Source organism: Streptomyces sp. bgisy159 (assembly GCF_057707805.1).
On record NZ_JBYIQX010000002.1, the window covers coordinates 285279 to 305636 of the forward strand.

Below are 20358 nucleotides of genomic sequence, written 5' to 3' on the forward strand. Positions count from 1 at the left end.
CCTGCTCACGCTCCCGTGGCGACGAGGACGGCGGCGACCGCGAGGACGACGGTGCCGGCGAGCAGCGCGCTCACATAGGTCTGCACATTGCCGGTCTGGGCGCGCCGGACGGCGGCGCCGAGCCAGCGGGGTAGGGCGCCCGCGCCCCGTACGTAGGTCTCGACGACCTCGCGGTCCAGGAACCGGACCAGCGCGGCTCCGGCCTGGACCGGGCGGACGAACAGGGCCCGGTAGACGGCGTCCAGGTGGAAGCCGTCGGCCGCGTGCCGGTGCAGCGGGCCCAGCAGCAGCCGTCCGGGGTCGGCCGGGTCGGGTGCGGAGGCGAGGTCGCCGTACGCGGGGGCGTGGCTGGCGATGGCCTCGGCCTCGACCTGGGCGGCGTCGCCCTCGGGGTGGGCGGCGACCGCGCCCAGGGGGACGCGGGCGGCGAGGGCGGTCAGGTGGCGCCAGGCCGCGTAGGCGGCCAGGCCGCCGGCCAGGGCCACGCCGGTGCCGAGGACGGAGGTGGCCAGGGCCGGGGCGAGGCCGCCGCCGTCGAACCAGTCGGGTAGCGCGCGGTAGGCGAACCCGCCGAACGCGAGGGACGGTACGGCGAGCACCCACAGCACGACGGTCATGGTCAGCGGCTGCCGGCCGTGGTCGGGGACGGCGGCGCCCCGGCCGCGGAAGGTGAGCAGCCACAGGCGGGTCGCGTAGGCGGCGGTGAGGAGGGCGGTGAGCAGTCCGGCGACGAGGACGATCCAGCCGGTGGCGCCGGGGACGTGCTCGGTGTGGCCGCCGGTGGCGTGCTCGGCGGCGCCGAGGACGGACTCCTTGGAGAAGAAGCCGCTGAAGGGCGGGATCGCGGCGAGCGCGAGCAGCGCCACGGTCATCGTCCAGTAGGCGTCGGGGACGCGGTCGCGCAGGCCGCTCATGCGGGACATGGCGGCGAGCGAGTTGGTGCCGGCGGCGTGGATGATCACGCCGGCGGCGAGGAACAGCACGGCCTTGAAGGCGCCGTGGGACAGGAGGTGGAAGACGGCGGCACCGCGGTCGCCGACGGCGAGGGCGCCGGTCATGTAGCCGAGCTGGCCGATGGTCGAGTAGGCGAGGACGCGTTTGATGTCGTCCTGGGCGAGCGCGGCGAGGGCGGAGCCGGTCATCGTGACGGCGGCCATCACGGCGAGCACGACCATCGCCGCCGCGGAGGACTCGAAGACGGGGAGGAGCCGGGCGACGAAGTAGACACCGGCGGCGACCATGGTCGCGGCGTGGATCAGCGCGGAGACGGGTGTGGGGCCCGCCATCGCGTCGGGGAGCCAGGTGTGCAGCGGGAACTGCGCCGACTTGCCGGCCACGCCCGCGAGCAGCAGCAGGGCGACCACGGTCGGGTGGTCGAGTCCGCCGTGGGCGACGGTGCCGAGGATCTCGGTGATCTGGAAGGAGCCGGTGTCGTCGGCGAGGGCGAACAGGCCGATGAGGAAGGGCACGTCGCCGAGCTTGGTGACCAGGAAGGCCTTGATCGAGGCGGCCCGGGCCTCGGGGGTCTCCCAGTAGTGGCCGACCAGGAAGTAGGAGCAGATGCCCATGACCTCCCAGCCGACCAGCAGCACCATCAGGTCGCCGGAGTAGACGACGAGGAACATGGCGGAGGTGAACAGGGAGACGAGGGCGGCGTACGACGGGTAGCGCGGGTCGTCGCGCAGATAGCCCGTGGAGTAGATCTGCACGCAGGAGGCGACCAGGCCGACGAGGAGGGCGACCAGGGCGGCGAAGCCGTCGATGTAGAGGGCGAGCTCGATGGGCACGGAGCCGGTCGGGGTGAGTTCGCGGGCCGCGTCGAGGGGAGCGCCCCCGCCCTGGCGTGCGGCGACGATCGCCGCGAGGCCCAGGGAGGCGAGCGTCGGCAGGACGGCGAGCGGGCGGACGAACCCGGGGAAGGTGCGGCCCAGGAGGAGCCCGGCGGCCGCGCCCAGGAACGGCAGCAGGGGGACGAGGACGGCGAGGGTGGTCGTGGTCACGCGGTGGCCTCAGCCTTCTCGGCGCCCGTCTCGGTCGCGGGGGTGTCGGTCTCGTCGCTCTCGGCGGTGTCGCGGAGCCTGTCGATGTCCGAGGTGCCGCGGTTGCGGTGCACGGCGAGGACGATCGCCAGGCCGATGCCGATCTCGGCGGCGGCGATGGCGATCGTGAACAGGGTCAGGGCCTGCCCGGAGTGCAGGGTCTCCTCGGCGGTCCTGCTCAGCCAGACGTCGAAGGCGACCAGGTTGAGGTTGACGGCGTTGAGCATCAGCTCGACGGACATCAGGACGAGGATCGCGTTGCGGCGGGCGAGGACGCCGTACAGGCCGGTGCAGAAGAGGAGGGCGGACAGGACCGCGGGGTAGGCGAGGTGCATCAGCGGGTCCCTCCCGGTCCGGCCGTCCGACCGGCTGTCCGCCCGGTCGCCTGTGTGGAGCCCGGGTCGGCGACGGGGCCGGGGGGCACCGGGCCGTTCCCCGGCGTATCCGTCACGTCCGGCGTGGCCGGTGTGGCCGGTGTGGTCGGTGTGGCCGGCGTGGCCGTGGCATCCGTCGGGTCCGGTGTCTCGCCCGCCTGGGCCTTGCGGGACAGCACGATCGCGCCGACGAGGGCGGCGAGGAGGAGGACGGAGAGGGCCTCGAAGGGCAGGACCCAGTGCTGGAAGAGGCCGGCGCCGGTGACCTCCGTGGAGCCGGCGGCCGGGCCGTCCAGGTCGATCCAGGTGGTGCGGAACGCGTCCACCACCACCCAGACCAGAGCGGCCGCGGCGGCCACGGCGACCGTGAGGGCGGCCCAGCGGTTGCCGGAGTCGGCGTCCGGGGAGCGGCCGATGGGGGCCCTGGTGAGCATCAGGCCGAAGAGGAGGAGGACGACGACGGAGCCGACGTAGATGAGGACCTGTACCCAGGCGATGAACTCGGCCGTCAGCAGGAGGTACTCGACGGCGAGGCCGCCGAGGGCGACGACCAGCCACAGGGCAGCGTGCACCAGTTGCCCGGTGGTGACGGTGACCAGGGCGGCGCCGAGGGTGAGCAGGCCGACGAGGAGGAAGGCGATCTCGACGCCGGTCGGGGAGAGGAAGCCGTGGGCTTCGGCAGCGAGGCTCACGCGCGCCCCTCCTTCGGCCCGTCCTGCGTAACTTCATCCTGACCCTGCTCGGACTGAGCCTGCTCGGACTGGGCCTGCTCGGACTGGGCCTGTTCGAGTTGGGCGGCTCGCTTCTCGGCGGTCTTGCGGGCGGCGGCGGTCTCCTTCGGCTCCTCGGCGCCGGGGTCGAGGGCGGGCGGGGCCGGCACGGTCCACATCCACTCGCGCAGCTTGTCCCGCTCGTGGGTCAGGTCGCGGATGTCGGTCTCGGCGTACTCGAACTCGGGGGACCAGAAGAGGGCGTCGAAGGGGCAGACCTCGATGCAGATGCCGCAGTACATGCACAGGGAGAAGTCGATGGCGAAGCGGTCCAGGACGTTGCGGCTGCGCTCGCGGCCGCCGGGGGCCGCCGCCGGGACCGTCTCCTTGTGCGAGTCGATGTAGATGCACCAGTCGGGGCACTCACGGGCGCAGAGCATGCACACCGTGCAGTTCTCCTCGAACAGGCCGATCACCCCGCGCGTGCGGGGCGGCAGCTCGGGCTGGACGTCGGGGTACTGCTCGGTGACGGTCTTCTTCGTCATCGTGCGCAGGGTGACGGCCAGGCCCTTGGCGAGGCCGGAGCCGGGGATGCGGGGCCGGGAGGGCGGCAGGGACTCACCCACTAGGAGATCACCACCTTGACGATGCCGGTGAGGGCGATCTGAGCGAGGGAGAGGGGGACGAGGAGGGTCCAGGAGAGCTTCTGCAGCTGGTCCTCACGCAGTCGGGGGTACGTGACGCGCAGCCAGATGACGACGAAGGCGAGCAGGGCGGCCTTCAGCAGCGTCCAGACCCAGCCGAGACCGTCGGCACCCCAGGGGCCGTGCCAGCCGCCCAGGAAGAGGACGGTGGTCAGACCGCACAGGACGACGATGCCGGCGTACTCGGCGAGCAGGAAGAGGGCGAAACGCAGACCGGTGTACTCGGTGTACGCGCCGAAGATGATCTCCGAGTCGGCGACGGGCATGTCGAAGGGCGGTCGCTGGAGCTCGGCGAGGCCGGCGACGAAGAAGACGATCGCGCCGACGAGCTGCCAGGGCAGCCACCACCACTCGAAGGCGTCGAGGATGCCGGGCAGGGAGACGGTGCCGGCCGCCATCGCCACGGAGGCGGCGGTCAGCAGCATCGGCAGCTCGTAGGCCAGCAGCTGGGCGGCGGTACGCAGACCGCCGAGGAGGGAGAACTTGTTGGCGCTGGCCCACCCGGCCATCAGGGAGCCGAGCACGCCGACGCCCATCACCGCGAGGACGAAGAACACGCCCGCGTCCACGACCTGGCCGACGGCGCCCTCGCTCGGGCCGATCGGGACGGCGAGCAGCACCAGCAGGTACGGCAGCAGGGCCACGGCCGGGGCGAGCTGGAAGATACGGCGGTCCGCGTCCGCGGGGACGACGTCCTCCTTCTGCGCGAACTTCACGCCGTCCGCGATGAGCTGGGCCCAGCCGTGGAAGCCGCCGGCGTACATGGGGCCGAGGCGGCCCTGCATGTGGGCCATCACCTTGTGTTCCGTCTGACCGATGATCAGCGGGAAGGTGAGGAAGACGCCGAAGACGATCAGGAGTCGCAGGGCGACGTCGAGGGCGTCGTTCACTGCTCGCCTCCTGTGGGGGTGTCGGGGGTGCCGGGACCCTCGGTGCCGCCGGGGTCGGCTTCGGCTTCGGCTTCGGGTGTGGGCGCGGGGGCGGGGGCGGGTGTGTCAGAGGTTTCGGAAGCTTCGGGCTTCCTGTCGGCCTTCGACCCCTTCTCGATCTCCGGCTTCCTCTCGGGCTCCGGCCCCTTCTCGGACTCGGGCTTCCGGTCGGACTCCGGCCCCCTGTCGGGCTCGGGCCGGGGCTCCTCGAACGCCGGGCGGGAGTGGTGCCACGGGGCGTCGGCGCTGCGCGGGGCCGCCGGGGGCCTGGCGCTCCGGGGAGCGGTCCCTTCGGCCCCGCTCCGGCCCGTGGAGCCGGCGGCGCCCGTTCCCTGGCCCCGGTCCTGGTTCCCCTGGCCCTGGTTCTTGCCCTGGTGCTGGCCTTGCTTGTTGCCCTGGTTCTGGTTCGACTCCGGCGCGCCACGGCCGGGGGCGCCGGCCTGGCTGGCGGAGCCCTCCGCCGCCGTACGGGTGCGCCGCGGGGGTCGTTCTCCCGCCGCCGCGCGGCCGGCGCCCGGGCGGCCCGCCGCTGTGGTGCCGCGGGCGGGACGGGCCGGGGCGGGCGGGAGCTGGCCCTTGAGCGGGCCCCACTCGTTGGGGTCGGGAACACCGGGGGGAAGCATCTGGCGGCGCTTGGGGCCGCCGTGGCCCGGACCCGCCGCCTGCTCCCCGGGCTCCTTCGCGCCGGGCCACGCCTTGGCGACGCGGGCCGCGAGGACGAAGTCCTTGCGCAGGGGGTGTCCCTCGAAGGTGTCGGGGAGGAGCAGGTGGTCCAGCCCGGGGTGGCCCTCGAAGGTCACGCCGAACATCTCGTGGGTCTCGCGCTCGTGCCAGGCCGCGCCCCCGTAGACGTCGACGGCGGAGGCCAGGGCGGGTGCCTCGTGCGGCACCGTGGTGCGCAGCAGGAGCCGTCGGACCGGGCCCAGCGCGACGACGTGGGCCGCGATCCGGAAGCCCTCGCCGGGCTCGTCCACCGCGCTCAGCCAGTCGAAGTAGGTGCAGCCCAGCTCGTCGCGGGCGGTGCGCAGGGCGTCCGTCCAGGAGCCCGGCGGGACGTCGACCGTGAGGACCTCGTAGGACTCCCCGGCCGTGGCGTCCGGGCCGAAGAGTTCCTCGGCGGGGGCGGGCAGCCAGCCGGCCGTGCTCATCGGGCGTCCCCCTCCCCGGACGGGGCCGGCGGCTGCACCAGGCCGCTGCGCAGGGCGTCGGCCGACGGCCGGCCCGCCGGGGAGCCGTGGCCGTACCGCTCCCCCAGCGACTCGCGGGCGATCTTCTCCTGAAGCTTGAGGATGCCCTGGAGGAGCGCCTCGGGCCGGGGCGGGCAGCCGGGGACGTACACGTCGACCGGGATGATCTGGTCGACGCCCTTGGTGACGGAGTAGGAGTCCCAGTAGGGGCCGCCGCAGTTGGAGCAGGCGCCGAAGGAGATGACGTACTTCGGCTCGGGCATCTGCTCGTAGAGCCGCTTCACGGCCGGGGCCATCTTGTCCGTGACCGTGCCGGAGACCACCATCAGGTCCGCCTGGCGCGGCCCCGGCGCGAAGGGGATCACACCGAGGCGGATGAAGTCGTGGCGGGCCATCGACGCGGCGATGAACTCGATGGCGCAGCAGGCGAGGCCGAAGTTGAAGACCCAGAGCGAGTAGCGGCGGCCCCAGTTCAGGACGACCTTCATCGGCTCGGGGGCGAGGCGGGCCAGCGCGCCCAGCCGCTTCGGCTCGGGGAGCGGCACGGGAGCGGGGTTCACGTCCGTGCCCGGGTTCACGTCCATGACAGGACGCCCTTCTTGTAGGCGTACAGCAGGCCCACGGCGAGGAAGCCCAGGAAGACGAACATCTCCACGAGCGTCGTCGCGCCGTAGCCGGGGGCGGCGAAGATCGTCGCCCAGGGGAAGAGGAAGATCGAGTCGACGGCGAAGATCACGTAGAGGAAGGCGTAGACGTAGTAGCGGACCTGGGTGTGCGCCCAGCCCTCGCCGACGGGGTCGACCCCGCACTCGTACGTCAGGAGTTTCTCGGGGGTGGGCACGACCGGGCGCAGCAGGCGGCCCGCCCCGAAGGCGACGGCGACGAACAGCACGCCGACGACGGCGAGCAGCCCCACCACCGAGTACGACTGGAAGTAGTCCGCCGCGACGACGACGGTCGGTTCCCGCACGTCGGTCCCTCGCTCCCTGTCCTCGACCCTGCCTCGACCATGTCCGGACGACGCCTCGACACTGTTCGACGATCTGTACGCACGGGAGTCTAGGCCCTGATAAAGGGACGGTAAGCAGCCCGTCGCGCCTTGAGATGCGGGAACGCGGCAAGGGTGGGGTTTTCCCCCGTTCCGGGCGGGCGCCGACCTCATGGCGCGGCAGGCCACCGCACGGCACGCTAGCCCATATGACCGCATCGCAGCCCACCCGGCGCCATGGCGCCCCGCGCGCCGACGAGCCCGCGCCGCCGCCTCCCCGGCTCGCCTTCGACGAGCACACGTGGAGGGAGATCGCGCACCTTCTGGCGAACCTGCCGATGGCGTTGATCGGCTTCATGTACGTGATGACGGTGATGGTGACCGGTGCCGCGCTGTCCCTGACCGTGGTCGGCCTGCCGTTGCTGGCGCTGGGGCTGACGGGGGCGCGGCTGCTGGGCCGGGTCGAGCGGGCGCGGGCCCGGGCGCTGCTGGGGGTGCGGATCGACGAGCCGACCCCGCTGCCGCTGCGCCGGGAGAGCGGGCTGCAGCGGCTGTGGCTGGTGCTGAAGGACCCGGTGGGCTGGCGGACGATCCTGTACGACTTCATGCGGCTTCCGTGGGGCATCCTCACCTTCGTCACCACGGTGACGTCGCTGTTCGTGCTCTGGCCGGTGCTGCCCTTCCTGGCGCGGGGGCTGGCCAACGCCGACCGGGCGATGGTGCGGGCGCTGCTGTCGCCGTCGGACGAGCTGGAGCGCCGTATCGCCGAACTGGAGTCCGACCGGGGTGTCGTGGTCGACGCCGCTGCCGCCGACCTGCGGCGCATCGAGCGGGACCTGCACGACGGGGCGCAGGCCCGGCTGGTGAACCTGGCGATGGGGCTGGGCCTGGCGAAGGAGAAGCTGCTGGAGGGCCGGGCCGACGACGCGGTGGCGGCGATGGTGGACGAGGCGCACGGCGAGGTGAAGCTGGCGCTGCAGGAGCTGCGCGACCTGGCGCGCGGCATCCACCCGGCGGTCCTGACCGACCGTGGTCTGGACGCCGCCCTGTCGTCGGTGGCCTCGCGCTGCACGGTGCCGGTGAAGGTGACCGTCGACCTGGTGAGCAGGCCGGCGGCGGCCATCGAGGGCATCGCCTACTTCACGGTGTCGGAGCTGCTGCAGAACGTCAGCAAGCACAGCGGGGCGCGCTCGGCGTCGGTGGACGTGTGGCGCACGGACGACCGGCTGCTGATCCAGGTGGTGGACGACGGCCGGGGCGGGGCGCGGCTCGACGGCGGCACCGGTATGCGCGGTCTTGCCGAGCGCCTGGACGCCGTCGACGGCCTGTTCGTCACCGACTCTCCGTCCGGCGGCCCCACGACGATCACGGCGGAGCTCCCCTGGCGGGACCGCGGCGAACCGGCGTAGCCCCGGGCCCGGCTGGGCCGGGCCGCGAACCGCGGTGCAGCCCCCGCTGCCCGGCGGGGCCGGGGTGGGGAAAACCCCCCTCCCGGGACGCCGACGGGCCGGATGGTTCCGGCCGCGCGGGGCGGCGAGGGTGGAGGTACGACAGCGGAGCCTCATGACGAGAATGGACGACGGCGATGGTCATGGAGTACGGACAGCAGTACGGGCCGGCCCCCGGGGCCGCCGCTGAGCGCCCGCGCCGACTGCCCGCCGCGCTGCGCGCGCCCGTGGAGGCGCGGGCCTGGCGGGAGCTGGCGTACGTGCTGACGGGTCTGCCGGTGAGCGTGCTGCTCTTCACGTTCGCGGTGACGATGACGTCGTTGGGCGTGGGCCTGCTGGTGACGTTCCTCGGCGTTCCGGTGCTGGCGGCGGGGCTGGCCGGGTGCCGGGGCTTCGGCGCGCTGGAGCGGGCGCGGGCGCGGGGGCTGCTGCGGCTGGACGTGGCGGCGCCGGAGCCGCTGCGGCCGCGCCGCAACGGCCCGATGGGCTGGATCGGGGCGACGCTGCGCAGCGGCACCTCCTGGCGGAGCCTGCTGTACGCCTTGGTGCAGCTGCCGTGGGCGGTGTTCTCGTTCGCCGTGACGGTGGCCCTGTGGACGACCGGCTGGAGCCTGCTGACGTACCCGCTGTGGTTCTGGGTGTTCCCGATGTACGGCGGCCAGGACGGCCTGCAGCTGTACGGGGACGAGCAGCACAGCGTCTATCTGGACAACCCGTTCGAGATCTCGGTGACCGCGGGCGTGGGCCTGGTGTTCACGCTGGCCACGCCGTGGGTCGTGCGGGCGCTGACAATGGTGGACCGGCTGCTGGTGCACGGGCTGCTCGGCCCGTCGCGGCTGGCGTCGCGCGTGGTGGAGCTGGAGTCGGACCGGGGGGTCGTGGTCGACGCGGCGGCCGCCGACCTGCGGCGCATCGAGCGGGACCTGCACGACGGCGCGCAGGCCCGGCTGGTGGCGCTGGCGATGGATCTGGGGCTGGCGAAGGAGAAGCTGCGGGAGGACCCGCGGACGGCGGCGCGGATGGTGGACGAGGCGCACGGCGAGGTGAAGACGGCGCTGCAGGAGCTCCGCGACCTGGCGCGCGGCATCCACCCGGCCGTGCTGACCGACCGGGGCCTGGACGCCGCCCTGTCGTCGGTGGCCTCGCGCTGCACGGTGCCGGTGCGCGTGGAGGTGGACCTGCGGGAGCGGCCGGCCCCGGCTATCGAGGGGATCGTGTACTTCACGGTGTCGGAGCTGCTGCAGAACGTCAGCAAGCACAGCGGGGCGCGCTCGGCGTCGGTGGACGTGTGGCGGTCGGAGGACCGGATGCTGCTGCAGGTGGTGGACGACGGTGTCGGCGGCGCGGACACCACGGCCGGCTCAGGGCTGGCCGGTCTGGCGGGCCGCCTGGACGCGGTCGACGGCATCCTGATGGTCGACTCCCCGGCCGGCGGCCCCACCCGCGTGACGGCGGAGCTGCCGTGGCGCGGCGCGGAGGTGTGAGAACACCGCTTGCCCAGCGGGCGGCCCCACCGGGTGGCGGTGGAGCCGCCCGGGGCGCGGGACGGCGGCTGTCCGCCCCCGTGCCGCAGCCTGTCGGGGGGATGGAGCCGCCCGTGGTGCGGGGCGGCGGCACAACGCGGCGGCCACACCGCCCCGGCACGGAACCGAAGCACAACCCGGCGGCAACCGCCGCAGCGAGGCGCGGCGTCGGCGCGGCACAGCGGCACAACCCCGCGGCCACACCGCCCCGGCACGGAACCGAAGCACAACCCGGCGGCAACCGCCGCAGCGGGGCGCGGCGGGCGTCGGCGCGGCACGGCAGCACAACCCCGCGGACCATCGCTCCGGCACGGAACCGAAGCACGGCCCGGCGGAGCATCGCCGGGCGCGGCACGCGGGTGGGGGGAAAGCGCTGAGCCAATGTGGCCGGAAAAGGGCCGGGCGGCCGGAATCGGCGGTCGGTCGGCCCGGTTCGTTCCCCGGAATTCCCTGGTCCGGTCCCTATTCTCGTTGCCCCGGCCCACCAAGGTCCTCAATGCTGGAATGCTGGACCCCGGCAACTGCCGGGGCACGGGGGAGCAGAGGACGTGGAGGACAGGGTGCGGGTGGTCATCGCCGAGGACTCGGTGCTGCTGAGGGAGGGCCTGACCCGGTTGCTGACCGACCGAGGGCATGACGTCGTCGCCGGGGTGGGCGACGGCGAGGCCCTGGTGAAGACGGTCACCGAGCTGTACGACCAGGGCGCGCTGCCGGACGTGGTGGTGGCGGACGTGCGGATGCCGCCGACGCACACCGACGAGGGGGTGCGTGCGGCGGTGCAGCTGCGCAAGGCGCACCCCGGTCTGGGGGTACTCGTCCTGTCGCAGTACGTGGAGGAGCGGTACGCCACCGAACTGCTGGCGGGTTCCAGTCGCGGCGTCGGCTACCTGCTCAAGGACCGGGTGGCCGAGGTGCGGGAGTTCGTGGACGCGGTGGTGCGGGTGGCCGAGGGCGGTACGGCCCTCGACCCGGAGGTGGTCGCGCAGCTGCTCGGGCGCAGCCGGAAGCAGGACGTGCTGGCCGGGCTCACCCCGCGGGAGCGCGAGGTGCTGGGCCTGATGGCGGAGGGGCGCACCAACTCGGCCGTCGCCCGGCAGCTCGTGGTGAGCGACGGCGCGGTGGAGAAGCACGTCAGCAACATCTTCCTCAAGCTCGGGCTCTCGCCGAGCGACGGGGACCATCGCCGGGTGCTGGCCGTGCTGACCTACCTGAACTCGTGAGGCGGTCGGTCCCGTGAATCGCCGACCGCCCGCACCGGATCCCGTGAACCGCGGTCCGACCTCGTGAAATACCGACCTGTTTCATGAACCGCCGAGAAATCAACGCCGGGAAATCAAGGTACGCCCTTATCGACGTAGGGTTGATTTCGGGAAGGTCTGGTAGAGATCACAGACCGCTCCCCGACAGCCGCCTCAGGGAGGTCCAGTTCAGTGACCAGTCAGGTCAGCAGCCCAGCGGAGCAGGCCGACGCAAGCGTCGTGGGAGAACAGCGAAAACCGGCCGGTGCGAAGGACGTGCGTCGTCTGGACCGGGTGATCATCAGGTTCGCGGGTGACTCGGGTGACGGTATGCAGCTCACCGGTGACCGTTTCACGTCGGAGACGGCGTCGTTCGGGAACGACCTGTCGACGCTGCCGAACTTCCCGGCGGAGATCCGCGCTCCGGCCGGCACCCTGCCGGGTGTCTCCTCGTTCCAGCTGCACTTCGCCGACCACGACATCCTCACCCCGGGCGACGCGCCGAACGTACTGGTGGCGATGAACCCGGCCGCGTTGAAGGCGAACATCGGGGACGTGCCGCGGGGTGCGGAGATCATCGTCAACACGGACGAGTTCACCAAGCGGGCGATGGCGAAGGTCGGCTACGCGGCTTCGCCGCTGGAGGACGGGTCGCTGGACGGCTACCAGCTGCACCCGGTGCCGCTGACCACGCTGACCGTGGAGGCGCTGAAGGACTTCGACCTCAGCCGCAAGGAGGCCGAGCGCAGCAAGAACATGTTCGCGCTGGGGCTGCTGTCGTGGATGTACAACCGGCCCACGCAGGGCACGGAGGCGTTCCTGCGCTCGAAGTTCGCCCGCAAGCCGGAGATCGCGGAGGCGAACATCGCGGCGTTCCGGGCGGGCTGGAACTTCGGGGAGACCACGGAGGACTTCGCGGTCTCCTACGAGGTGGCGCCGGCGGCGAAGGCGTTCCCGGCCGGCACCTACCGCAACATCTCGGGGAACCTGGCGCTGTCGTACGGTCTGATCGCGGCTTCGCGGCAGGCGGACCTGCCGCTGTTCCTGGGCTCGTACCCGATCACGCCGGCCTCGGACATCCTGCACGAGCTGAGCCGGCACAAGAACTTCGGGGTGCGTACCTTCCAGGCGGAGGACGAGATCGCCGGGATCGGTGCGGCGCTGGGCGCGGCGTTCGGCGGGTCGCTGGCGGTGACGACGACGTCGGGGCCGGGGGTGGCGCTGAAGTCGGAGACGATCGGGCTGGCGGTGTCGCTGGAGCTGCCGCTGCTGGTCGTGGACATCCAGCGGGGCGGCCCGTCGACGGGCCTGCCGACCAAGACCGAGCAGGCGGACCTGCTGCAGGCGATGTTCGGGCGTAACGGGGAGGCGCCGGTGCCGGTGATCGCGCCGTGCACGCCGGCCGACTGCTTCGACGCGGCGCTGGAGGCGGCCCGGATCGCGCTGGCCTACCGCACGCCGGTGATGCTGCTGTCGGACGGCTACCTGGCCAACGGCTCCGAGCCGTGGCGGATCCCGGAGCTGGAGGAGCTGCCGGACCTGACGGTGCGGTTCGCGCAGGGCCCCAACCACACCCTGGACGACGGCAGTGAGGTGTTCTGGCCCTACCTGCGCGACCCGCAGACCCTGGCCCGCCCGTGGGCGGTCCCGGGCACGCCGGGCCTGGAGCACCGCATCGGCGGCATCGAGAAGGAAGACGGCTCGGGCATCATCTCCTACGCCCCCGCCAACCACGAGACGATGGTCCGCACCCGGCAGGCCAAGATCGACGGCATCGACGTGCCGGACCTGGCCGTCGACGACCCGGACGGCGCGCGCACCCTGGTGCTGGGCTGGGGTTCCACCTACGGGCCGATCACCGCGGCGGTGCGCCGGATCCGCCGGGCGGGCGGCCGCATCGCGCAGGCCCACCTGCGCCATGTCAACCCCTTCCCCCGCAACCTCGGCGAGGTGCTCAAGCGGTACGACAAGGTCGTCGTGCCCGAGATGAACCTCGGCCAGCTCGCCCTGCTGCTCCGGGCGAAGTACCTGGTCGACGCCCACTCCCACACCCAGGTCAACGGCATGCCGTTCAAGGCCGAACAGCTCGCCGCCGCGCTGAAGGAGGCCATCGATGACTGAGACGCTGAAGCTGGTCCCCAAGGCGCAGGCCGCGCAGTCCATGAAGGACTTCAAGTCCGACCAGGAAGTGCGCTGGTGCCCCGGCTGCGGCGACTACGCGATCCTCGCCGCCGTGCAGGGCTTCATGCCGCAGCTCGGCGTGGCCCGCGAGAACATCGTCTTCGTCTCCGGCATCGGCTGCTCCTCCCGCTTCCCGTACTACATGAACACCTACGGGATGCACTCCATCCACGGCCGCGCCCCGGCCATCGCCACCGGCCTGGCCACCTCCCGCCGCGACCTGTCCGTGTGGGTGGTCACCGGCGACGGCGACGCGCTGTCCATCGGCGGCAACCACCTCATCCACGCCCTGCGCCGCAACGTCAACCTGAAGATCCTGCTGTTCAACAACCGCATCTACGGCCTGACCAAGGGCCAGTACAGTCCCACCTCCGAACTCGGCAAGATCACCAAGTCGACCCCGATGGGCTCCCTGGACTCCCCCTTCAACCCGGTCTCGCTCGCCCTGGGCGCCGAGGCGTCCTTCGTCGCCCGGACCGTCGACTCCGACCGCAAACACCTCACCGAGGTACTGCGCCAGGCCGCCGACCACCCCGGCACCGCGCTCGTCGAGATCTACCAGAACTGCAACATCTTCAACGACGGCGCCTTCGAGGTGCTCAAGGACCGGCAGCAGGCCGAGGAAGCGGTGATCCGGCTGGAACACGGCCGGCCGATCCGCTTCGGCCGCGACGCCTCCCAGGGCGTCGTACGCGACCCGGACACCGGCGACCTGCGGGTCGTCGAGGTGACACCCGACAACGAGAGCCGGGTCCTGGTCCACGACGCCCACGCCACCTCACCCACCACCGCCTTCGCCCTCTCCCGCCTCGCCGACCCCGACACCCTGCACCGGACACCGATCGGGGTGTTCCGGTCCGTGGACCGGCCGGTCTACGACGACCGGATGGCCGACCAGCTCGACACCGCCGTCGAACAACACGGCAAGGGCGACCTCGCCGCACTCCTGACCGGCGGCGACACCTGGACGGTCATCGGCTGAGTCCGGCGTACGCCCGTCACGAGGCCCGGGAGCGGTTCTCCGCCCGGGCCTCGTCGTATGCCCGGCGGGCCTCCTCGACGTCGGCCAGCCGGGTCTCGGTCCACCGGGCCAGGGCACGCACCTGCTCGGCGGCCTCCCGGCCGAGGCCGGTGAGGGAGTAGTCGACGCGGGGCGGGATCACCGGCCGGGCGTCCCGGTGGACCAGGCCGTCGCGCTCCAGGGTCTGCAGGGTCTGGGTGAGCATCTTCTCGCTGACGCCCCGGCCGCCCGTCCGGCCGATGGCCCGGCGCAGCTCGCTGAAGCGGTGCGTGCCCTCGAGCAGCTGGATCAGCACGAGTACGCCCCAGCGGCTGGTGACGTGCTCCAGGACGAGGCGGTAGGGGCACATGGCCTCGGTGTCGCCGGGGCGGCGGCCCTCCTGCTTACTTACTGCCATGCCAGTACCTTACTTCAAAGTGGGTACTTTCGTTCAGTTAGCGCTACTCCTAGGGTTAGCGGCAGAGCCACCCCACAAGGAGTTGTGAATCATGAGCATCGTCGTCACCGGAGCCACCGGACACCTCGGCCGGCACGTCGTGGAGCAGTTGCTGGAGAAGGTCCCCGCGGAGCGGATCACCGCGGTCGTGCGCGACGAGGCCAAGGCCGCCGGTCTCGCGGCCCGCGGAGTATGGATCGCGGTCGCCGACTACAGCCGCCCCGAGACCTTCGACGGCGTGTTCGCGGCCGGCGACAGGGTGCTGCTGATCTCCGGCAGCGAGATCGGCAACGACCGGGCGGGCCAGCACCGCGCCGTCATCGACGCCGCGAAGGCCGCCGGGGTCGCCCTGCTGGCGTACACCAGCGCGCCGGGCACCCTGACGGCCGCGCTCGCCGACGACCACCGCGCCACCGAGGCGGCGCTGCTCGCCTCCGGCCTGCCGTACACGCTGCTGCGCAACGGCTGGTACCACGAGAACTACACCGTGAACCTCGCGCCGGTACTGGAGCACGGCGCCGTGGTCCAGGCGGCCGGCGACGGCCGGGTCTCGTCCGCCGCCCGCGCCGACTACGCGGCCGCCGCGGTCGCGGTGCTGACCGGCGAGGGCCACGAGAACGCGACGTACGAGCTGGGCGGCGACGAGGCGTGGAGCTTCGCCGAGTACGCGGCCGAGGTGGGCCGGCAGACCGGCAAGGAGCTCGCGTACACCCCCGTCCCGCTCGACACCTACGTGTCCGTGCTGACCGGCGCCGGCCTGCCGGAGCCGCTCGCCCGGATCATCGCGGGCGTCGACCTCTCGGTCGAGAAGGGGGAGCTCGTCGTCACCAGCGGCGACCTGTCCCGGCTGATCGGCCGCCCGACCACCCCCGTCTCCGAGGCGATCAGGGCCGCCCTCCAGGGCTGACCCACTCCGGACCGCCCAGGACCGCCCGGAACAACCCCACCCCCGCCTGTCATGACCGTATGGCGATACGGGCATGACAGGCGGGGGTGTCCGGCGCTACCTTCGAGCCACGCGCGCGTGCGCGAGACGAGAAGGAGGGTGCCGTGGCCGCACAGCCCAAGGGCGATCAGCGCATAGGTCTGCTGAACGGCTTCGCCGCCTACGGCATGTGGGGCCTGGTGCCCCTGTACTGGCCGCTGCTCAAGCCCGGCGGGCCCGTGGAGATCCTCGCCCACCGCATGGTGTGGTCCCTGGTCTTCGTCGCCGTCGCGCTGTGCTTCGTGCGGCGCTGGGCGTGGGCCGGGGAACTGGTGCGCCGGCCGCGCCGACTGGCACTGGTCGCGGTGGCGGCCGCCGTGATCACGGTGAACTGGGGCGTCTACATCTGGTCCGTGAACACCGGCCACGTGGTCGAGGCGTCGCTGGGCTACTTCATCAACCCGCTGGTCACCATCGCCATGGGCGTCCTGCTGCTGAAGGAACGGCTGCGCCCGGCCCAGTGGGCGGCCGTCGCGATCGGCCTCGCCGCGGTGATCGTCCTGACCGTCGGCTACGGCCGGCCGCCGTGGATCTCCCTCGTGCTGGCGTTCTCCTTCGCCACGTACGGACTGGTGAAGAAGAAGGTCAACCTCGGCGGGGTGGAGTCGCTGGCCGCCGAGACCGCCCTGCAGTTCCTTCCGGCGCTGGCCTACCTGATGTTCCTGACCGGCCGCGGCGAGTCCACCTTCACCACCGAAGGCACGGGGCACGCCGCCCTGCTCGCCTCGACCGGCATCGTCACCGCGCTGCCCCTGGTCTGCTTCGGCGCGGCCGCGATCCGCGTGCCGCTGTCCACACTGGGCCTGCTGCAGTACCTCGCACCGGTCTTCCAGTTCCTGCTCGGTGTCGCCTACTTCCACGAGGCCATGCCGCCCGAGCGCTGGGCCGGCTTTTCCCTGGTCTGGCTGGCGCTGACCCTGCTCACCTGGGACGCACTGCGGACCGCCCACCGCTCCGCCCGCGCCCTGCGCGCCGCCGCTGCCGGTGCTGCTTCCGCTTCGGCTTCCGCATCGGCCTCCGCTTCGGCTTCCGCTTCTGGTTCTGCCGCGGTACCGGCCCAGGAACTCGCCCCGGCCGACACGGCGGCCGCCGCCGGGACGGCCGACACCGCCGACGCGCCACTGAAGGTCAAGCCGTAGCAACGGCGTCGGCGCACTCGATATAACGAGTCGCATGACGCCGGATCAGACCTCATCCCCCGCGCCCCTGCACTGGAAGCTCGTCATCGACTGCGCCGACCCTCACGCCCAGGCGGACTTCTGGTCCGCCGCCCTGCACTACGAGGCCGAGGACAACAGCGCGCTCATCGAACGGCTGCTGAAGGGCGGGATGCTGCCGGGCGAGGCCACCGTGGAGTACCACGGCCGGCCCGCCTTCCGTGACCTGGTCGCGGTACGGCACCCGCAGGACCCGTACGACCCGGACAGCGGCACCGGCCTGGGACGGCGGCTGCTGTTCCAGCGGGTGCCGGAGGAGAAGTCCGGCAAGAACCGGCTCCATCTCGACCTGCACGCCGGCGCCGAGCGGCGCGCCACCGAGGTCGAGCGCCTGACGGCGCTGGGGGCGAGCGTGCTGCGCGAGGTGGCGGAACCGGGCGGCCGGTGGGTGGTCATGGCGGACCCCGAGGGCAACGAGTTCTGCGTGCAGTGAGCCGGGCTCACCGCCCGGCCGCGGCTGCCTCCCTGGGTGCCGTCCGCGTCAGCGCCCCGGCTCCCGGCCGGCCTTGCGGGCCCGGTCGGTGAGTCGGTGCATGCGGGCGCGGGCGGAGTCGAGTGCCTCGGCCTCGTCGGCGGCGGGGCCGTCCTCGGTGGTCAGTTCGGTCCACAGGGTGAGGAGTTCCTGACCCAGGTCCAGCCCCTGCAGCGGGTCGCGCACCGCTCGCCAGGCGGCCGCCGCGCTCTGCACGTTGCCGTAGGCGGCCTCGGCGTCCCCGAGCCGACGGTGAATCCGGGTCAGGTCCAGGGAGAGGTGGAAGGCACGCAGCGGGTCGTCGGCCAAGTAGGCGATGTAGGCAGTGAGTTCGCGCAGCCGCAGCACCTCGGGGTGGTGCGGGCCGAGCGCCTGCGACGCCTCTGCCACGGTGTGGTCCGCGATCTGCCCGGCCTCCTCGGTACGGCCCGCCCGCACCGCCGCGTTGACCCGCCGCATCGGCTCCGCGAGCAGCGCCGCGTCCCCGCCGGGTCCGGCGCCGGGCTCCTCCTCGGCGAGCACGGCCTCGGCCACCGCGTCGAACCCGCGGGCCGGGGTGGGCCTGGCGTCCTCCATCGCGAGCTCGGCGACCAGGGCGTCCTCGGGGACCGGGGCGACCGGGGCGACGGGGGCGACTCGGGCGGCCGGGGCTACGGGGAGCGGGGCCGGGGGCGTGATGGGCACCGGCTCGAACGACGTGCGGACGGCGGCCGGAGCCTCGGCGTCCGTCGGCTCCGCGGCGAGCGGCATGCTCGGCGGCGGGCCGAAGACCCCGGTGGGGGCGGTGGCCGTACCGGGGGACGGGATGGCGCCGGAGGCGGAGGCCGAGGCTGAATCGGAAGGGGAAGGGGAGGAGTCGGACCCGGCTTCTGCTTCTACTTCGGCTCCTGCTTCGGGCGGCGTGGGGCTGGACGGTACCGCCCGCAGCCGGAAGGTGGGCGGCGAGTCGGCCGCCGAGCGGGCCGCCTCCTGCAGCGCGCCCGTCCGTACCGGCTCCGCCGTGAAGTGGCTGGACCCGTCCGGGTCGACCCGCAGGGGGACGACATAGCCGATCCGGGAGTCGTGCACCGTGGCGAGCACGGGGTGGCCGGTGGCCAGCGCGACCCGGTGGAGGTGGCGCAGCACGGCGTGGTGGATCTCCTCGTCGCCGGTGGCGCCGACCGGCACTCCGCCGATCGTGGCCCCCGCGGCCCCCGTTCCGGGGACGCGCACCTCCAGCGGCACCACCACGGCCGTTTCCCGCTGCTTCTCGCGGCTGAGTCGAGACATCGGTTCCCTCACACTCGGATGCGTGGGGACGCCGTACGGCTCACACTCCCCAGCGTCACGATCCCGTCGTACACGTACTGTTGAGTCTCGCCGCTCGCCCCGCTGCACACGTCACCGCGACGTCACAGCCTCGTTCCAGACCCGACGAGACTGCCGGGAACGGGGGCGGCGGCCACAGGGAGGGGCGGGGCGGATGCGGACCACGGGGGGCGACGGACGCGGACCGGAGATCTGGATCCGGGGCCCGGTCGGCGCAACGACGCCCGCACCGCCGTACGACCCCCCGGCCGCCCGTGTCCCGGGCCCGCGCCGGTGCTCCTGGGTGGCCGTGCACGGCGGCGCGGGCGCGACCACGCTCGCGGCGGTCTACGGCGGCCACGACTGCGGCCGTGACTGGCCCGGCCCCGACGTGCCGGCGTCCGTGCTGCTGGTGGCCCGTACGCACGCCGGCGGTCTGGCGGCCGCCGCGCGGGCGGTCGACGCCTTCCGGCGCGGAGAGGCACCTCACGGGCTCGGCCTGGACGCGGTGGTGCTGGTCGCGGACGCGCCGGGCCGGCTGCCCCGTCCGCTCGCCGTCCGGGTGCGGTGTCTGGAGGAGGTCGTGGCCGTCCACCGCGTGCCCTGGGTCCCCGCCTGGCGCCTGGGCGACCTCACCGGCCCTCCGCCGCGCGGCACCGGGCCGCTCGTACGGCTCGCCGGGACGACGGGCGGGCGGTGAGGGAGCCGTGTCGGCGGGCCGTCGACATCGCCGCCGACGTCGGCACGGGCCGGGGGCGGGCCGTCGACGTGGTGCGCGAGGCCCTTCACCGGATCGAGCGGGTGGACCCCGTCCTGTCCGCCTTCGCCGACGTGTGGCCGGAGCGGGCGCTGCGGCGGGCCGCCGAGGTGGACGCCCTGGTGGCCGCCGGTGCGGTGCTGCCGTTGGCCGGGCTGCAGGTCGTCGCACGGCACGGCGCGGAGGAGACGTTGCTCCAGATTGCCTGCGCATGCATATAATGCACATGCATGTTCATGTCGGTCGTCGGACCGGCCCACCGGGGAAGGGGACCCGATGACTACCCGCCGCTTCCTGTTCGTGCTCGGCAGCAGCCGCAGCGAGGGCAACACCGAACTCCTCGCCCGCCGGGCGGCCGAGCAGCTGCCCGCCGACGTGACACGGGAGTGGGTGGACCTGACCGAGCATCCGCTGCCCGAGTTCCGGGACCTGCGTCACGACAGTGACCACGTCCGCCCCACCGGGGGCGCCGCCGGGCTGCTGCTGGACGCCACGCTCGCCGCGACGGACATCGTGATCGTCTCGCCGCTGTACTGGTACTCGGTCTCCGCGCAGACCAAGCGCTACCTGGACCACTGGTCGGGCTGGCTGCGCACGCCCGGCGTCGACTTCAGGGAAACGATGGCAGGGCGCACCCTGTGGGGCGTGACCACACTCGCGCACCGCGAGCCCGAGGTCGCCGACCCGCTCGTGGGCACCCTGCGCAACTCGGCCGCGTACCTGCGCATGCGGTTCGGCGGGGTGCTGCTGGGCAACGGCAGCAGGCCCGGTGACGTGCTGACGGACACCGAGGCGCTGGCCCGCGCCAAGACGTTCTTCGCGCGGGAGACACCCCCCGCGCGCTTCCCCTACGAGGACTGAC

Annotated in this window: 21 protein-coding genes; 11 read left to right on the forward strand and 10 right to left on the reverse strand. The window is 73.0% G+C overall.

Annotation, left to right across the window (positions count from 1 at the left end; all coding sequences use genetic code 11):
• Positions 1-5: 5 nt before the first annotated feature.
• The 8 genes from AC3ET3_RS03425 to AC3ET3_RS03460 form a co-directional block, all read right to left on the reverse strand.
• Complete coding sequence (locus tag AC3ET3_RS03425) at positions 6-2000, reverse strand: NADH-quinone oxidoreductase subunit 5 family protein (protein ID WP_435611591.1); 1995 nt, start codon at positions 1998-2000, stop codon at positions 6-8.
• Positions 1997-2374, reverse strand: a complete 378-nt coding sequence (gene nuoK / locus AC3ET3_RS03430) for an NADH-quinone oxidoreductase subunit NuoK (protein ID WP_432134273.1) — start codon at positions 2372-2374, stop codon at positions 1997-1999. Before nuoK ends, AC3ET3_RS03425 begins: the two co-directional genes overlap by 4 nt.
• Positions 2374-3105: an NADH-quinone oxidoreductase subunit J family protein gene (locus AC3ET3_RS03435; RefSeq protein ID WP_435611592.1), complete on the reverse strand. Its 732-nt coding sequence runs from the start codon at positions 3103-3105 to the stop codon at positions 2374-2376. Before AC3ET3_RS03435 ends, nuoK begins: the two co-directional genes overlap by 1 nt.
• Positions 3102-3668 carry a NuoI/complex I 23 kDa subunit family protein gene (locus AC3ET3_RS03440; protein ID WP_435611627.1) on the reverse strand — a complete coding sequence of 189 codons (567 nt, stop codon included), beginning with the start codon at positions 3666-3668 and terminating at the stop codon, positions 3102-3104. The genes AC3ET3_RS03435 and AC3ET3_RS03440 overlap by 4 nt, the downstream gene beginning before the upstream one ends.
• Positions 3669-3748: 80 nt before the next feature.
• Positions 3749-4717 carry a complex I subunit 1/NuoH family protein gene (locus tag AC3ET3_RS03445; protein ID WP_432134275.1) on the reverse strand — a complete coding sequence of 323 codons (969 nt, stop codon included), beginning with the start codon at positions 4715-4717 and terminating at the stop codon, positions 3749-3751.
• Positions 4714-5904, reverse strand: a complete 1191-nt coding sequence (locus AC3ET3_RS03450; protein WP_435611593.1) for an NADH-quinone oxidoreductase subunit C — start codon at positions 5902-5904, stop codon at positions 4714-4716. The genes AC3ET3_RS03445 and AC3ET3_RS03450 overlap by 4 nt, the downstream gene beginning before the upstream one ends.
• Positions 5901-6527, reverse strand: a complete 627-nt coding sequence (locus AC3ET3_RS03455) for an NADH-quinone oxidoreductase subunit B (RefSeq protein ID WP_432134277.1) — start codon at positions 6525-6527, stop codon at positions 5901-5903. The genes AC3ET3_RS03450 and AC3ET3_RS03455 overlap by 4 nt, the downstream gene beginning before the upstream one ends.
• A complete protein-coding gene (locus AC3ET3_RS03460; protein WP_432134278.1) occupies positions 6518-6913 on the reverse strand; it encodes an NADH-quinone oxidoreductase subunit A in 396 nt (131 codons plus the stop codon). The genes AC3ET3_RS03455 and AC3ET3_RS03460 overlap by 10 nt, the downstream gene beginning before the upstream one ends.
• Before the next feature lie 227 nt (positions 6914-7140).
• Here AC3ET3_RS03460 and AC3ET3_RS03465 point away from each other — a divergent pair, with 227 nt between their 5' ends.
• The 5 genes from AC3ET3_RS03465 to AC3ET3_RS03485 all read left to right on the forward strand — a co-directional run bounded on the left by AC3ET3_RS03465 (position 7141) and on the right by AC3ET3_RS03485 (position 14303).
• The gene (locus tag AC3ET3_RS03465; RefSeq protein ID WP_432134279.1) at positions 7141-8340 is read left to right on the forward strand and encodes a sensor histidine kinase; all 1200 of its coding nucleotides are present in this window, start codon (positions 7141-7143) and stop codon (positions 8338-8340) included.
• 176 nt (positions 8341-8516) lie between these two features.
• The gene (locus AC3ET3_RS03470; protein ID WP_432155475.1) at positions 8517-9863 is read left to right on the forward strand and encodes a sensor histidine kinase; all 1347 of its coding nucleotides are present in this window, start codon (positions 8517-8519) and stop codon (positions 9861-9863) included.
• A 599-nt stretch (positions 9864-10462) separates the two neighbouring features.
• A complete protein-coding gene (locus AC3ET3_RS03475) occupies positions 10463-11122 on the forward strand; it encodes a LuxR C-terminal-related transcriptional regulator (protein ID WP_435611628.1) in 660 nt (219 codons plus the stop codon).
• Between the two features lie 210 nt (positions 11123-11332).
• Positions 11333-13261, forward strand: a complete 1929-nt coding sequence (locus AC3ET3_RS03480; protein WP_432134281.1) for a 2-oxoacid:acceptor oxidoreductase subunit alpha — start codon at positions 11333-11335, stop codon at positions 13259-13261.
• A complete protein-coding gene (locus tag AC3ET3_RS03485; protein ID WP_432134282.1) occupies positions 13254-14303 on the forward strand; it encodes a 2-oxoacid:ferredoxin oxidoreductase subunit beta in 1050 nt (349 codons plus the stop codon). Before AC3ET3_RS03480 ends, AC3ET3_RS03485 begins: the two co-directional genes overlap by 8 nt.
• A gap of 16 nt (positions 14304-14319) precedes the next feature.
• Here the strand turns inward: AC3ET3_RS03485 and AC3ET3_RS03490 are convergent, their stop codons facing one another.
• On the reverse strand, positions 14320-14739 hold the full coding sequence (locus AC3ET3_RS03490) for a winged helix-turn-helix transcriptional regulator (RefSeq protein ID WP_432134283.1): 420 nt from the start codon (positions 14737-14739) through the stop codon (positions 14320-14322).
• Between the two features lie 91 nt (positions 14740-14830).
• Here AC3ET3_RS03490 and AC3ET3_RS03495 point away from each other — a divergent pair, with 91 nt between their 5' ends.
• From AC3ET3_RS03495 to AC3ET3_RS03505, 3 genes are all read left to right on the forward strand, one after another.
• Positions 14831-15685 carry an SDR family oxidoreductase gene (locus AC3ET3_RS03495; RefSeq protein WP_435611594.1) on the forward strand — a complete coding sequence of 285 codons (855 nt, stop codon included), beginning with the start codon at positions 14831-14833 and terminating at the stop codon, positions 15683-15685.
• A 206-nt stretch (positions 15686-15891) separates the two neighbouring features.
• On the forward strand, positions 15892-16902 hold the full coding sequence (gene rarD, locus AC3ET3_RS03500) for an EamA family transporter RarD (protein ID WP_432134408.1): 1011 nt from the start codon (positions 15892-15894) through the stop codon (positions 16900-16902).
• Positions 16903-16936: 34 nt separating this feature from the next.
• Positions 16937-17413: a VOC family protein gene (locus tag AC3ET3_RS03505; protein ID WP_432134285.1), complete on the forward strand. Its 477-nt coding sequence runs from the start codon at positions 16937-16939 to the stop codon at positions 17411-17413.
• Between the two features lie 48 nt (positions 17414-17461).
• Here the strand turns inward: AC3ET3_RS03505 and AC3ET3_RS03510 are convergent, their stop codons facing one another.
• The gene (locus AC3ET3_RS03510; protein ID WP_435611595.1) at positions 17462-18721 is read right to left on the reverse strand and encodes a tetratricopeptide repeat protein; all 1260 of its coding nucleotides are present in this window, start codon (positions 18719-18721) and stop codon (positions 17462-17464) included.
• A gap of 193 nt (positions 18722-18914) precedes the next feature.
• Here AC3ET3_RS03510 and AC3ET3_RS03515 point away from each other — a divergent pair, with 193 nt between their 5' ends.
• Genes AC3ET3_RS03515 through AC3ET3_RS03525 form a run of 3 tightly spaced genes read left to right on the forward strand, consistent with a single transcriptional unit; the run spans position 18915 to position 20357 of the window.
• Entirely contained in the window at positions 18915-19439 is a 525-nt protein-coding gene (locus AC3ET3_RS03515) for a DUF6668 family protein (RefSeq protein ID WP_435611596.1), read from the forward strand.
• On the forward strand, positions 19436-19717 hold the full coding sequence (locus AC3ET3_RS03520) for an amidase family protein (RefSeq protein ID WP_435611597.1): 282 nt from the start codon (positions 19436-19438) through the stop codon (positions 19715-19717). The genes AC3ET3_RS03515 and AC3ET3_RS03520 overlap by 4 nt, the downstream gene beginning before the upstream one ends.
• Positions 19718-19772: 55 nt before the next feature.
• Positions 19773-20357 carry a flavodoxin family protein gene (locus tag AC3ET3_RS03525; RefSeq protein ID WP_435611598.1) on the forward strand — a complete coding sequence of 195 codons (585 nt, stop codon included), beginning with the start codon at positions 19773-19775 and terminating at the stop codon, positions 20355-20357.
• Position 20358: the final 1 nt, after the last annotated feature.

What these genes read in the sequence shown, in the direction of transcription:
- nuoK (WP_432134273.1), bottom strand. Translation starts at nt 2,374, where the DNA reads ATGCACCTCGCCTACCCCGCGGTCCTGTCCGCCCTCCTCTTCTGCACC.
- AC3ET3_RS03440 (WP_435611627.1), bottom strand. Translation starts at nt 3,668, where the DNA reads ATGACGAAGAAGACCGTCACCGAGCAGTACCCCGACGTCCAGCCCGAG.
- AC3ET3_RS03450 (WP_435611593.1), bottom strand. Translation starts at nt 5,904, where the DNA reads ATGAGCACGGCCGGCTGGCTGCCCGCCCCCGCCGAGGAACTCTTCGGC.
- AC3ET3_RS03455 (WP_432134277.1), bottom strand. Translation starts at nt 6,527, where the DNA reads ATGGACGTGAACCCGGGCACGGACGTGAACCCCGCTCCCGTGCCGCTC.
- AC3ET3_RS03465 (WP_432134279.1), top strand. Translation starts at nt 7,141, where the DNA reads ATGACCGCATCGCAGCCCACCCGGCGCCATGGCGCCCCGCGCGCCGAC.
- AC3ET3_RS03470 (WP_432155475.1), top strand. Translation starts at nt 8,517, where the DNA reads ATGGTCATGGAGTACGGACAGCAGTACGGGCCGGCCCCCGGGGCCGCC.
- AC3ET3_RS03485 (WP_432134282.1), top strand. Translation starts at nt 13,254, where the DNA reads ATGACTGAGACGCTGAAGCTGGTCCCCAAGGCGCAGGCCGCGCAGTCC.
- AC3ET3_RS03490 (WP_432134283.1), bottom strand. Translation starts at nt 14,739, where the DNA reads ATGGCAGTAAGTAAGCAGGAGGGCCGCCGCCCCGGCGACACCGAGGCC.
- AC3ET3_RS03495 (WP_435611594.1), top strand. Translation starts at nt 14,831, where the DNA reads ATGAGCATCGTCGTCACCGGAGCCACCGGACACCTCGGCCGGCACGTC.
- rarD (WP_432134408.1), top strand. Translation starts at nt 15,892, where the DNA reads ATGTGGGGCCTGGTGCCCCTGTACTGGCCGCTGCTCAAGCCCGGCGGG.
- AC3ET3_RS03505 (WP_432134285.1), top strand. Translation starts at nt 16,937, where the DNA reads ATGACGCCGGATCAGACCTCATCCCCCGCGCCCCTGCACTGGAAGCTC.
- AC3ET3_RS03510 (WP_435611595.1), bottom strand. Translation starts at nt 18,721, where the DNA reads ATGTCTCGACTCAGCCGCGAGAAGCAGCGGGAAACGGCCGTGGTGGTG.
- AC3ET3_RS03515 (WP_435611596.1), top strand. Translation starts at nt 18,915, where the DNA reads ATGCGGACCACGGGGGGCGACGGACGCGGACCGGAGATCTGGATCCGG.
- AC3ET3_RS03525 (WP_435611598.1), top strand. Translation starts at nt 19,773, where the DNA reads ATGACTACCCGCCGCTTCCTGTTCGTGCTCGGCAGCAGCCGCAGCGAG.